At 45.3% G+C, this 13,999-nt stretch carries 9 protein-coding genes, 1 tRNA gene and 1 rRNA gene; 6 read left to right on the top strand and 5 right to left on the bottom strand.

Features of this window, described 5'->3' with window-relative positions:
- The first annotated feature begins 60 nt into the window (after positions 1-60).
- From NWE96_00055 to NWE96_00040, 4 genes are all read left to right on the top strand, one after another.
- Entirely contained in the window at positions 61-1,083 is a 1,023-nt protein-coding gene (locus NWE96_00055) for an RNA-guided pseudouridylation complex pseudouridine synthase subunit Cbf5 (GenBank protein ID MCW3982368.1), read from the top strand.
- Positions 1,067-1,687 (top strand): methyltransferase, encoded by a 621-nt coding sequence (locus tag NWE96_00050; GenBank protein MCW3982367.1) that lies wholly within the window; start codon positions 1,067-1,069, stop codon positions 1,685-1,687. Before NWE96_00055 ends, NWE96_00050 begins: the two co-directional genes overlap by 17 nt.
- A 130-nt stretch (positions 1,688-1,817) precedes the next feature.
- Positions 1,818-2,015 carry a ribbon-helix-helix domain-containing protein gene (locus NWE96_00045; GenBank protein ID MCW3982366.1) on the top strand — a complete coding sequence of 66 codons (198 nt, stop codon included), beginning with the start codon at positions 1,818-1,820 and terminating at the stop codon, positions 2,013-2,015.
- Positions 2,016-2,334: 319 nt separating this feature from the next.
- Positions 2,335-2,586, top strand: coding sequence for a hypothetical protein (locus tag NWE96_00040; protein MCW3982365.1), 252 nt, complete (start codon positions 2,335-2,337; stop codon positions 2,584-2,586).
- A gap of 154 nt (positions 2,587-2,740) precedes the next feature.
- On the opposite strand, the gene NWE96_00035 is transcribed toward NWE96_00040, so the two are convergent.
- Positions 2,741-2,814 (bottom strand) — tRNA-Thr (locus NWE96_00035).
- Positions 2,815-3,119: 305 nt separating this feature from the next.
- On the opposite strand from NWE96_00035, the gene NWE96_00030 reads away from it, so the two are divergent.
- On the top strand, positions 3,120-7,118 hold the full coding sequence (locus tag NWE96_00030) for a PQQ-binding-like beta-propeller repeat protein (GenBank protein MCW3982364.1): 3,999 nt from the start codon (positions 3,120-3,122) through the stop codon (positions 7,116-7,118).
- 114 nt (positions 7,119-7,232) lie between these two features.
- Here the strand turns inward: NWE96_00030 and NWE96_00025 are convergent, their stop codons facing one another.
- From NWE96_00025 to NWE96_00010, 4 genes are all read right to left on the bottom strand, one after another.
- On the bottom strand, positions 7,233-7,640 hold the full coding sequence (locus tag NWE96_00025) for a bacteriohemerythrin (protein MCW3982363.1): 408 nt from the start codon (positions 7,638-7,640) through the stop codon (positions 7,233-7,235).
- 95 nt (positions 7,641-7,735) lie between these two features.
- Positions 7,736-9,598, bottom strand: coding sequence for an ATP-binding protein (locus NWE96_00020; protein ID MCW3982362.1), 1,863 nt, complete (start codon positions 9,596-9,598; stop codon positions 7,736-7,738).
- Between the two features lie 411 nt (positions 9,599-10,009).
- The gene (locus NWE96_00015; protein ID MCW3982361.1) at positions 10,010-11,242 is read right to left on the bottom strand and encodes a hypothetical protein; all 1,233 of its coding nucleotides are present in this window, start codon (positions 11,240-11,242) and stop codon (positions 10,010-10,012) included.
- Between the two features lie 727 nt (positions 11,243-11,969).
- Positions 11,970-12,236: a hypothetical protein gene (locus NWE96_00010; protein MCW3982360.1), complete on the bottom strand. Its 267-nt coding sequence runs from the start codon at positions 12,234-12,236 to the stop codon at positions 11,970-11,972.
- A 555-nt stretch (positions 12,237-12,791) separates the two neighbouring features.
- On the opposite strand from NWE96_00010, the gene NWE96_00005 reads away from it, so the two are divergent.
- A 23S ribosomal RNA gene (locus NWE96_00005) occupies positions 12,792-13,999 on the top strand; the annotation flags it as partial.

Here is a 13,999-nt window from a genome sequence, read left to right as displayed (position 1 = left end):
GTTTTAAAGTTTAATACCTCGTACTCTTTTTCTTACCTCTAATTGGAGATACAGCATTCTATGCCCCGAACGCTTCCACCATGGGAAACCAAACGTGAACTGCTAACCAAAGCCGAAGACCACACGGACCCAAAATACGGCTGCAAACCCAGCGAACGCCCCGCTAAGCAATTCATAAAATTCGGCACCATAAACCTCGACAAACCCGCAGGCCCCACAAGCCACGAAGTCGCCGCATGGACTAAAAAGATCCTTAAACTCGAAACCATCGGTCACGGTGGCACTTTGGATCCTAATGTCACAGGCGTTTTGCCTGTTACTTTGGAGGAGGCCACGAAGATGGTGCAGGCGTTGCTCTACAGCGGTAAAGAATACATCTGTGTGCTTAAGCTGCATGGCGACGTGGATGAACCGTCGATTCGGCATGTTCTGAGCATGTTTGAGGACGAAATCTATCAGCGCCCGCCCCTGCGTTCCTCAGTGAAGCGGCAGTTGCGTACAAGACGCATCTACTATATTGACTACCTCGAAAGGGACGGTCGAAACGTGCTCTTCAAGGTTGGCTGTGAAGGAGGAACCTACATCCGTAAACTCTGCTTCGACATAGGCGAAATCCTCGGCGTGGGCGGTCACATGCAGGAGCTTCGCAGAACCCGTGCTGGGCCCTTCCAAGAAACCAGCGCCAAATGTGTCACACTTCACGATGTTGCTTACTGGTTTGGCGAGTACGAACGTACCAAAGACCAAAGCTACCTTTGCCGATTCATCGAACCCATGGAAACCGCGCTTATGCAGCTTCCCAAAATCGTGGTCCGCGACTCTGCAGTGGATGCCCTCTGTCATGGTGCAAATTTGACGGCGCCAGGTGTTTGCCAAGTTGACAGCGGCATAGAAAAGAGCAACATAGTCGCCATTTTCACGCTTAAGGGTGAAGCGGTTGCGTTGGGTCGCGCTCAGGTTTCGACGCAGGAAATGCTTGATTTGCGTCATGGGGTGGTGGCGACGTTGGCGCGTGTGCTTATGCCTCGAAACGTTTACCCCAAAGTCTGGAAGTCAGGCGGCGGCGATGAGCAAGAAAAGTAAACCTGTGGAGCACTATTTTTCTTCTGTTCCTAAATGTGATGACCGCTTCGGGTTAGTTCGCGCTAAGCTGCGGGGGCGTAGCTTTGAGTTTTTGACTTCTTCTAGTGTGTTTTCTAAGAAAAAGGTAGATTTGGGTACCCATGTGTTGATTGACGCTATGGTTCTCCCAGAGAAAGGTAGCGTGCTTGACATCGGCTGCGGTTACGGCGCGGTAGGAATCGCGGCGGCAGCGTCCAACCCGAACTTGCGTGTGGTCATGACGGATGTGAACATGCGTGCGGTGCGTCTTGCACGGCAGAACGTGGTGAATAATAGAATCCGTAACGCTGAAGTCCGCTACGGTTACCTCTATGAACCAGTGGCTGATATGCGGTTTGACTGTGTTTTGTCTAATCCGCCTGTGAGCGCCGGGATGGACACTGTGAAAGGGGTTATTGCGGGGGCGGCGGGGGTTTTGGCAGCTGGGGGGAGTTTTCAGATGGTTATTCGCAGTAAAATCGGAGCTAAGGCGTTGCCTGAGGCGTTTGTGGCGGTGTTTGGGAATTGTGAGGTTTTGGCGCGGGAAAGTGGTTTTCGTGTGCTTATGGGTCGAGTGGGCGTTTAGTCGCCGATAACTTTTTATTCGTTTTTTGAATATCGGGGTTGCTGGTCGCATATTAGTTGTTGTGCGGTGTCTGTTTGTCTGACAAGCACTTATATGTTGACTGCCGCAGGAAACTATTATTGGTGAAAAAATGTCTGAAGAAAATAAACGGGAACGCATAACCATCCGATTAACCAAACGCTACCTCGACCTACTAAACACGCTTATCGACAAAGGCGTCTACAACAGTCGCAACGAAGCCATACGTGACGCGTTGCGCATAATGTATGAGTATCATGGGTTGAAAGTGGCTCCGGAAAAGAAGTCAACCAAAGTCGCCGACAGCTGAGTGGTTCAGTTTTTAAGTTATATTCCGTTTTTTGATATATTCCTAATTGGGAATTCGGCTTATATTACTAAACCATAAAACAGCCTTCAAGGAGAAGGTGCAAAATGGCTAAAGAGCAAACTGAAGGTACCTGTGAAATTGGGGTTAAAGGATCCTGCGCAAACTGCGATTACATACCATTCTGCCACGGCAAATGGAGTCGCACTCGCTAATTTTGTTGACTTTAATGATTAGTTGCATCAAATGCGTTCGTGGTTTACCGCAAAATACAAAAGCTAACTTCACCATAGCAAACCAATAAACTAATCCAGTGGTATCTATGGCTAAACTCAACAAAGTCGATGAAAAAGTGGTAGCAACCCTCCAAGCAGAAGGCAAAGAATTAACTCTCCAAGAAATATCTGACAAAACTGGAGAATCCTCAAAGAAGGTTTTCCGTTCTCTACGTAAACTTTTTGAGAACGAAATCGTCTCGACCCAAGCCCGCAAGTATACGCTGGCAATTACTGACACGAAGGCAATTAAGGCCAAGCTTGCAGCGAAAGGGGACGAAGACGAAGCGCCAGTCTAAAAAGAAATAGCGACTTGCTGTTTACAAGGTAATTTCGGTACCCTCCTCTGTATCTTTTTACCTCGTCATATGGTTACATTGCCGAGAAAGAGCGCTTAATTTTAAAAACAGAAGAAACCGCTGATATCCACGGCTTTGTTGTTGGATTTTTGAGAGCCTCGAGCGGGCCTTGCTCCCGCGGCCTGCTGCTTACAAGGCAGCCGCTCTACTGGGCTGAGCTATCGAGGCACCCAGACTTTGCCCAGAACACACAACACATAAAACTTTACCCAAATAAAAGTTACTGTGTTATCTAGTGGCCCTTCCGAGGCTAATTTTGAATACATTGATTGGAAATAATTATGCCTATTTCACTCAAAAAGCAATTTTCTAAGCTTAAACAAGTTAGTCAGTACTTGTGTTATTTTTTTTCTTTATAATGTCATAGTGGTGTTTGGATTTTAGCATCGTTTGCATAAATTTAGCCTTCATAGATCTTATATCGCAAAATTGTAGATAGGGAAGGTAAATTTAACATTAATGGTGTCTAAAAGATGAACAAAAAACCAATTAGCTTACTGATATTAGCTATACTTTTGTCTAGTTTACCCATGCCCTTCATAATTAACGGAGCTAAAGCAGACGCCCCAATAAACGTAACTATAAATCCGGACGGAAGCATAATCCCGTCTTCAGATGTGATTTCCACAAGCGATCAGGTAACCTACACATTAACCCAAGATTTCTATGGATCAATAAACATCCAAAGAAGCAACATAATATTCGACGGTTCGAATCATACCATTACAGGAAGCGGTTCAACATATGGAATATACCTCGCCTCAGTAAACAGTGTAACAGTAAAAAATACAGTAATTAGAGGCGGATTTCAGCTAGGCATAAACCTTGTTCAAGCTTCAAACAATATCATAAAAGAAAACACCATAGAAAGTATTTCTCTAAACTCGATAAATAGCGGTATTCTTGTTCAGCTTAACTCAAATAATAATACCGTCAGAGAGAACCAAGTAATAGACTGCTTTTCTGGCATATACGTAGAAGGTTCTGATTCTATCTGCAGCGACAACACCATCTTCAATAATATAGTGACCGTTGGCACCCTTGGCATAAAATTCGCTAACGGGGCAAGCAACAACCGAGCAATTGATAACCAAATAACGGGTGGAGTCTACGGCTTCATCTTTGACGTGGCTGGTTCAAACAACGCAGTTGTAAGAAACACAATAAGAGATACCCATTTGGAAGGTGGAACTTCTGCAGGAATTATGGCGGATTACACATACACTACTAACGTCATAGCTGGTAATACTCTTCAGAACAATACCCAAGGACTCGACTTGTATGACTGCAGCGGATTTAGAATTTACGCGAACAACTTTATCGACAACAATCAACAGGTTGCCTTTGAGAACAATATCTACACAAACGATTGGAACTATAGCGGGCAAGGCAACTATTGGAGCGATTATCTAACAAGGTATCCAGAGGCGACAGAAGATTCGGGAATTTGGGACACACCCTATATCCTTGAAAATAGCGCTCCAAACATCGATTATTACCCGCTCGTGAATCCAGCCAATCCTGCCATTCTCGACATAATAGTCACAGGGAGCGGTTCGACAGAACCAAACGCTGGAGTATACTGCGAAATCCCAGACACCACAATCGAGGTTAGCCAGACACCGGTAAACGGCGGAGAATTCTACAACTGGATTCTCGATGACGTAAACTACACAAGAAGCACCATATCAGTCGTTATGGATACTGATCATACCCTCATAGCGGCATTCAAGTCCATTACATACAGTTTAACCATTGAAACTTCAAACAACGGGCATATCTACAGCTCTGACACCGATGGAATAGTTGACGGAACAACGGTTGCATTACCTCCAGACTCAACCTATGAAGTCTATGCAAAAGCTCAAAGCGGCTACATCTTTTCATACTGGCTACTTGACGGGGAAGAATACTCCAGTAGCCGAAGCATCACTATTCAATTTGATGGCGACCATACTCTTCAAGCAGTTTTTATTCCTTCGCCCATTTACATTTTGCCCGGACAAGATGCACATGCGCCAACTACAAATAAACTTCTCTGGTCTTTCGACACAGGTGCCTCCATTTATAGAACACCGACAATAGTAAACGGCGTTGTATACACCGTTAATGACGACGGCGTTGTTTATGCAATCAATGCAACTACTGATATGCCGATTTGGAGCTTTAGCACTAATGACTGCATATACTCTTCCCCAGTTGTTGTTGACGGAGTTGTCTATGTCTGCACAGAGGGTGGCTATGTTTATGCGCTTAACGCAACTACTATTAATGCAAACGGTAAAGTAGTCTGGAGCTATAATACAGAAGATGACCTAGAATTGGCTCCTGTCGTCGTTGACGGAGTGGTTTATGTTGCTTCCTATTACGGTTCTGTCTACGCATTTAATGCAAATCCCTCCAGTGAAGAAGGCGAACTGTTATGGAATTTTGTAGCAGATGGTTATGTATACTCTAATCCAACAGCTGTTGACGGAGCGGTATACTTCGCCACAGACGACGGATATGTTCATGCACTCAATGCCCAAAGTGGCGAACCGCTGTGGGCATACCAAACAAATGATTACATGGATGGCTCTCCCGCTGTCGATGGTGGAGTAGTTTATGTGTCCACCGAAGGCGGCTCTGTATACGCTCTGGCAGTCACTACTGAGAACTCAGACGGCGTATGCTTATGGGCATTCGATACCTACAGCGCTATTTATTGTGCACCGGTAGTTGTTGATGGAGTGGTCTATGTATGCACAGAGGATGGCTATGTTTACGCATTCAATGCTACAACCCAGAACCCAGAGGGCGAAGTCATATGGAGCTACTACACCGACGATTACTTCTATGATACACCCACAGTCGCTGACGGAGTAGTTTATGCTACATCAGACAACGGCTATATCTACGCGTTAGCAGCCAACACTGAAAACCCAGAAGGCGAACTGTTATGGGCTTACTCCTCGGATGACTACTTCCGGTCCCCTGTCATAGTTGCTGATGGAGCAGTCTATGCAACAGCCAACTCCGGCTATGTTTATGCACTTAATGCCAACCCCAAAGACACGGAAGGAGAACTTATTTGGACCTACCAAACAGGAGGCCGCATCAATTGCGCCCCCGTTTATGCTGACGGCGTACTGTATGCGACTGCACGTGATGGCTGTGTCTACGCTTTCGCAGATAACTCCAAAATAGTCTTCACTGCGGAAGGCCTCAAAGAAGGCGACAGTTGGAGCGTAACATTTGATGGTATAACTCAAACATCGCCAGTTAATGTAATAACCTTCGTAACTTGCAAGCAAGGACAATTTAGCTATACTATAACGCCGCCCGAAGGCTACACAAGCGTCAGCCTAAGTGAAACATTAGATGTCTCCGACAGCGACATTGCTATACCCGTTGTCTTCACAAGTTTAAGTCCAAAAACCTACAATGTGGTTTTCACTGAATCAGGTCTAGCTTTAGGCACCAACTGGAGCGTAACCTTCGATGGAACAACTCAGAATTCAACCACTGACACTATTATCTTCAGCGGCTACGCCGACGGCACCTACAACTATACAGTAACGACACCAGCAGGCTACTCAACCACAACTAATTCTGGAACAGTCACAGTTGCAGACGGCGATGTATCACAAAAAATCGCATTTACCCAAAACCAGTACGCCCTAACAGTCAACACAGTCGGCGAAGGCTGCAATGTAACTATAAATCCCGCTCAAGACTCCTACACTTATGGCGCATCAGTTCAGCTTACGCCTGTAGCTGGATCAGGCTGGGTCTTCAGCGGATGGAACGGAGACTTAACAGGCACTGATAATCCAGTAACAATCACTATGGACAGCGACAAGATCATAACTGCCACCTTTGAAAAAACAAACACCATAATCGCAACCAAAACATCCGATAACCAAACCTACCTAATAACGTTAGGCGGTAACATTACAGCGCAACAAATGGCCAACATGACAATAACTCCATACGAAGACAATGCCACCACAACCATAGCTTTCATTGTAACTGGTCCAAGCGGAACAGAAGGCATTGGCACCATAACATTGCCAAAAACAGCAATACCCTATGGAACCACACCGCAGGTTTACATTGACGGCGCCTTAGCAGAGAACCAATCATACACCCAAGACGACGAAAACTATTACATTACATATTCGACCCACTTTAGTACCCACATAGTTACTATAATCTTTGTTTCTCCGCAACAGGGAACCCAGCTAACCTTTACCCAGCGGCCACCCACATACCAATGTAACATAACGGTTTCGCAAACAAGCACAATTGAACCAACCCCAACACCGCCAGAAGTCACACCGCCGCCTACTGCAACGCCAACACCAGCCCCGACCATAGCACCGACACCTGCAGGAATCCCAGATTATGTGGTGCTTATCGCTGCGGTAATTGCTCTTATCGCTGTAGCATTGGGCATTATCCACAAGAGAAAAAGCAACAAGTGGCGTTAAGACAAAACTTTTCTTTCTCAATTTTTTTATTTTATATAAATGATCTTTTGGGAACCTATAATCGAGTTTAAAGGAAACAAGAAAGAATAAGAAGTTTGAGCGTTTAGAAATAGTTTATTTTAGTCCGTGTTTGTTGAAGAATGGACCGTACTTTTTATCTGTACCTTGGATATGCTTTACTACCCAGTCTTTTAGGAAAGATAATATCTCTATGGATAGCACTGCTTGGCCGCCTTCAAATTTGGTTTTGAATTCAGCAACTTTCTTCACGAATACTTCATGTTCTCCTTTGTGGTAGACGTATCCGGGGTAGTTCCATTGTTTCATGTATTTTTCTTCTGTTGCAAAATGCACCTGCGTGTATCCTACAAGGCGGTCCAAGAGCGATTTGAGGATGGAGTTGCCTTTGCCCTGTGTCATGGCAAAGTGTAGGTCGTTTAGGTATGAGACGAGGTTTTTGTGTTGAGCGTCGATTTCTGCGACGCCGACTGAGAAATTATCGTTCCATTGTAGTAGTGGCATACAATCACTGCTTGTAGGTTTTGTGAAAAATGTATTAAACCGTTATGAAATCTAAGTTAAAATTAGAAATCTATCTATTTTTATTAAATTAAAGACTAAATCGGTAGTTCTACTATGAAGGTTGTTCCTTTGCTCTCTTGGCTCTGGTAGGAAATTTTGCCCTTCAACCCAGTAACTAACCGTTTAACCACAGCTAAACCTAACCCTTGCCCCTTAGATTTAGTTGTAAACAGCGGCGTGAAAATTTTGTCTCTAAGCTCATCAGGGATGCCAACACCTGTATCTTTTACGCTGATCACTAAAGTGTTTCCTTTCTTTGCCGCTTGTATGTCCAGTTTTCCCCCGTTGGGCATAGCTTGCACTGCGTTGTTTACGAGGTTGCTGAGTATCCGTTTGAGGTAAGAGGCGTCGGTTTTAACTATCAAGTTTTCTGGAACCGACACTGTTGTCTCAATATTCTTTGGAAAGTTAATACCGACCACGCTTGAGAGTAACGTGTTAATGTTGACTTCATGAAAAACAGGCGATAAAGGTCGAGTGTAATCTTGCAGATCACTTACTATTTTGTTGATGTAGAAGACGTTTTCCTCAATCGTTGCGAGGCTTTCCTGTACGCCTTGAAGTTGTTTGCATTGGGGGATTTCGTTAAGTTCTTCTTTAATCAAATAGAGGTCGCTGGTTATGGCTTGTAGCGGGTTGCGGATGTCATGTCCAACCATACCCGCTGTTTGGCCGATAGCGGAGAGTCGCTTGGTTTGCTCTTCTTCCGTTTTGTCTTCTATTATGATTATTATTCCCTGAGTTGAGGGGTACGTTGAAATTTCAAAAATTGCATCCTTACCTGTTTCTCTGCTTACAGTGTTCATCATGAACCGCGCAGGTTGCTTATTCCGAAGAGACTCATAATACGGCGTAAAATCAATCGACATCATCTCAGGCAAAATATCAAACATCTTCTTGCCCAATGCATCTTCAGCTTTAATTCGTGTCACTCTCTCTGCAGCTTTATTCCAATGAATAACCGTTAACTCCCAATCCATAGCAACGAAAGCTTCACCGAAACTCTCATACAACTCGCGGTAACTTTGCTCGCTTTCCAAGATTTTTTTGGTGCGCTCTTCAACAATTTTTTCCAAATTAGCTGCATAATCTTGGAGTTTAACTTTCGCCTCCAGCAGAGCTTGTTCAGCTTTTTTTCTTTCAGCAACTTCTTTTTCAAGTTCCTCTTTAGACGCCGTTGTCTGCTTGAGGTTTCTTACCATCGCGGCAACGTCGGAGGATAATTCGCCAATTTCGTCTCGTCTGTGCTTTTCTGAATCTGGGTAGTTTAGATTGCCTTGGCTAATAGTTTTTGTTTTTGACCTAAGAATTGCTATCGCATTTAGTGTGCGCCTAAAAACTAGTCCATAAATGAGAAAAAAGTAAGCGCCAAACAAAGCAATCAACACCACAATCAGCGTCAGATTCGCCAAATTTACCTCGTTAGATTGGTGGTCCAGCCAGTTTGAAAGCCGCTCAGCGTCAAAAGTTAATTGCTGTGTTTGAGTAGCCATCTTGTTCCATAGTTCCTCAAACATGGGTATGCCTGAACTTTTGTTTAGAGGCGTATGTTGAAGTGTTGTGACAGCGTCGTTGAATGTGTCGTTAGCGACTATTAAATCTAAAAGTACTGTTTCAACAAGGGTTTGTTGTTCTTGGCTAGTTGAATTTAATCTGCAAACGTCATCGTAGAAAACTGAAACCATTGCCCTCCAGTCAGATAGGTTGTGTTGGTAGAGGAAATAGTTGATTGAAATGTATCCAAGGCTGTTTGCTCTGATTTTTGCATTACTTGCGATGTCTTGATGTTGGCGTAATTCGCCTAATCTTAGGTGCGTAGCAGCTACTGAGGAAACGATGATTGCCACAACAGAAGCAAAAACAAAAAGGGTGATTAAGAATTGGGTTCTTAATCTCATTTCTCTTCGTTATGTACTAGTAGGGTTCGTTACTTTTCAACTATTCTGCTCTCTTTTGAATCAGCCCTTAGCCCATAGGTGTTTATCAACGATTAAACCGCAAAACTATCTGAAAACAGAAACGACCAAAAGTATATTCTTAATCATTTAGGGCTTTAGACTTCTTTTCTTTATGGAAAAGTTGTTCTAAACGTGTTTTTCTATTGGGTGTGTAGGTGTTGACGTTTTAATTGCAAGTCTGTAGGGTAATAGAGCTTAACTTAGAACATAGATAAAAACTAAATGGTCAACAGCCCCCCTTTAGGCTATTTCCTTAGCAAATTGAGCTAAGCGCACGCAATGGAGTTCAAAAACCCAACACTGCAGTTTTTGCATATTTTGGCAAACGGGGTTCAATTTTTAGCTAAAAACTCACCATTGGTAGAGTGTTTCTCCTGCGTCGCCGACTACTTTGCCGTGCTCGACGTTGATGACGGTTATGGATGTGCCTCCTGTGCCAAGCGCATACATTACCTTGCCTGCACCGTCAAGCAAACAGAAGTTCGGATGCCCCATCTTGTACGCCGTCAAAAAGTCGATGCCTGCCCCGCCATCAATATCAACAGAATCTGTACCTAAAGTCACCATATACTCAATTGTGTCGTCTCCAAAATCGGCATCAACTATTATTGAATCATTGTCTTTCCCTCCGCGTATCGTGATTGAATCGTTTCCGTCACCGCCGCTTACCTTAAGCAAGCCTCCACCAGGTCCGCCCGTGAGTTCAATTATATCGTTTCCTCCTCCTCCCCGCGCAACAATAGTTTTCAACCCATTGCCAGCTTCAGCATACATTTTGTCGTTGCCGTCTCCGCCATCCTGCAACATATAGTCATCCCCAGTGCCGCTGACTGCAGTCATAGCGTCGTCTCCTGCGCCCCCGTTCTGAACTATACAGTCGTCCCCCCCACTAGTTTCGGCATACTGGATGTCGTTTCCTCCAAACCCAAGCTGCACCACCACGTCTCTGCCCGAAGCCCCAAACTGAATCTGCTCATCAGCATTTCTTGTGCCTATTTGGATGTACCTGTCAGGACTCGCCACCGCCGTTCCCACTGACGCGGCAAGAAGGCAGATTGAGCAAAGGAATGCAAACGGGGCTGCAGCGGCTTTCTTGTGCTTCCTTATCGAATAAAGCGCGACTGTTGAAGTGGCAACTATTAAGACCAAAATCATTGCCTGTGATGGATACTCGGGTATGACTGTTTGGTCATAGTTGGTGAACCTCAAATAGTACACGTCAAACTCCGAGGATATGGTGAAGGCGGCTTTAGCCTGCTGCTGGTTGACCGTTCCCGTGCCTGTCCCGTCCAAAAACACCTCGCTTAGCGCCCAGTTGGTTGGCAGCGCATTCTGCGTTATTGAGTACGTACCCGCCGTAAGGTTGAAGACTTGCGCTGCCCCTCCGCCGTCAGTCGCTAACTGGAAATTGCCAAGCGAACCAGGCGAACCCGTGTAGCTAAACGTGGCGTCGCCGCCAAGACTCTCAACATAAACAATCAACATGCCTGTCTCTTGAGCTAAAACACCCTGCATCGAGGAAAAAAACAAAACAGTAAACCCTAAGAGGCAGAGAACAAAGGCTCGCTTAGACTTCGGCTCCAAAACTGCGCCTCACCTACACTAGTTTGTTTGCAACCAAGAAGTATATAAAACATGTGAAATTAGGGCGCCAAGCAAGAGAAAAGAGATAAATTTTGTCGCCGCTGCCATGTGGGCAAGGACTTCGACGCTTAAGCCTAACTTTCTGCACCAAACTAAACACACCTTCCGTTCTTCTTTAGCGTTTATTTTAGGTGTGCCCCCTTCGTGAGTCGTTTTAGCCTGAAGCGGTCCCTGCTTATGGAGCGGGGACGAGGACACGAAAGCGGGGCAGGCGGATCCTCCGTAAAGAGTAAGTGCTCAAAACAACCTTCTTTATATAAGGGAGGGGAGGTACTCGGTGAGACGTCGCGTGATTCCAGCAAGTAAGGATACGGAAACGTATGCGGCTTTATATGAGGGTGATAGTAGAAAAATCGCAGTTGACTTCGTCACAGGTTGCACTGCTTGCACAATCCTCCACAACCAGCGTGCAATCCCCAAAGCCAGCCGAAACCAAAATCAGAAGTCACAGCTAAGACTGCTGATAGTTCTTGTGTATAGAGGATTTTCTGTAACAACAACTAAGGAAAAAAATCGAATTCGAAAAGGCGCATTTAAATGTCTTAATTAGCTCAGAGAGGCGCAGAAAGAACTGTTCTGAAAACGCTTTGTGCCTTGTTTCTTTAGTTAACACTAAATTTAGAAAATAAAGTTTGGTCCCCCTTTCAATCCAGAATGCTAAAAAAGTTTAGCGTTTGCCTTTAGCTTTTTTCGCTTTTACTGGTTTCTTTGCTTTTGTTTTCTTGATTTTTTTAACTTTTTTAGCTTTTGGTTTTGCTTTGCAGTTGGCTAAGTGTGCAAGCCACCTTCCACTGAACGGCAAGTTCGAGAAGTCCATGCCGCATCTTGGGCATTTGGTTGTTTTCTGGAAGCCGTTTACTTCTTTAGTGGAGTAACCTAAATTCTTTAACTCAACTGCAACAGTTTGTTTGGCTAATTGCATTTGGCTTATCATATATCAAACCACCTTTAAACCGAAAATGGTTGCTGTCGATACTTATCATTTATGAAAAAGCTATCTAAATTTGAAATAAATATCAACATCCAAATTAATCGCCCATAAAACAGAAACTTGACACTTTTTTGAGGTGCCAGTTTAAACAAAACCCCACAATGATGTTCTATATGGTGCGACAGGTTTTTATGAGGGTTTGAAGAATTGATAATTTCCCTAACATTTAGGGGCGAACCCCAACAAAAACGGGGTGCGTGTGTAGGAGAAGCAACTTCGGCAGCCAATTAAGCGCCGACGACCAACCCGAGTAAAGTGTAACGTAACACTTATATTCGCGTAGTCTGCTTCTTATGCAATCCCAGTAACATGGGTTACACAAACAAAAAATGCAACTCCCCACCATAACACGATGAGGAGTGAAGCGGTGAATGGGCGGATCCATACTGGACGCTCAAAATGACACCATGCACAGGCCAAACATATACAACGACGCCAATACACATCAATTTGAGACAATATGTGATTTCATCAAACGCCAAACAGACACTACCATTGGCCCGTAACATGCCACGCTGTCTGGAGGATGGCTCGGCTTGAGAACCGAAGAAGGGCGCGGCAAGCCGCGATACCGCCTCGGGTAAGCGCAAGCAGCCTTAGAACCGAGGATACCCGAATGAGACTTCTCACCACGCAAGTGGTGCTCCTTCACGGAGCGGGAACCCCCCGAACGGAAGCATCTTAGTAGGGGGAGGAAAAGAAACCAACACGGGATTCCCTTAGTAGCAGCGAGCGAAATGGGAACAGTCCAAACCGAATCCCAAACAGAAATGCTTGGGAGATGTAGGGTTAAGGGCCTTGCTTCCTCTTCGCTGGCAAAGTTGAAGTGGTCTGAAAAGGCCCGCCATAGAGGGTGATAGCCCCCTAAACGTAAACCAGAAAGAGTTGAGCGAGAGTCCCAGACTACCACACCGTGGCTTCGGTGTGGAAAGCTGGAAGTCACCAACTTCCAAGACTAAATATACCTCAAGACCGATAGCGCACTAGTACGGTGACGGAAAACTGAAAAGTACCCCGGAATGGGGGTGAAAAGTGCCTGAAACCAGACAGTTACAGACGTGCATGGCCCGGAAGATACGAAGCTTTCTGAAGGAAACTGTAGTGATGCAGCTGTACGAAGAAAGCGGATCAGGGTCATGCGCTCCGTCTCGAAACACGGGCCGGGGAGTTTATAGCCACGGCAAGCCTAAAAGTGTCAAACTTGTAAGCAAAGGGAAACCAACAAGCACGCAACTCCGCAAGGAGCCAGGTGCAGGGTCTGAAAGGGCCCGAAGTCGTGTCTATACATACTAGAAACCAGACGATCTAGCCCTGGGCAGGACGAAGCTAGGCGAAAGCCTAGTGGAGGTTCGAAAGGGTTCTAACGTGCAATTTGTTCCCCAGACCTGGGGCTAGGGGCTAAAGACCAATCTAGTCTGGTGATAGCTAGTTCCTTCCGAAGTGGGCCTGAGCCCAGTCCCAAGCGAGGCAGCTGGTGGGGTAGAGCACTGATTGGAAAACAAGGATCCGAAAGGGTCCACTTTCCTTTCAAACTACGAATCCACCCGCACTTAAGACCTTGGGAAGCGGGTTACAGGGGGTAAGCTCCTGGACCGAGAGGGGGACAACCCAGACTGAGGTTAAAGTCCCCAAGTGCTGGCTAAATGTCAAACCAAAGGGCGTCGTCAGCCTCAGACAGCGGGGAGGTAGGCTTAGAAGCAGCCATC

This window comes from Candidatus Bathyarchaeota archaeon (genome assembly GCA_026014685.1).
Taxonomy (GTDB): Archaea; Thermoproteota; Bathyarchaeia; order Bathyarchaeales; family Bathycorpusculaceae; genus Bathycorpusculum.
This window is presented reverse-complemented; position numbering and strand designations above follow the sequence as displayed.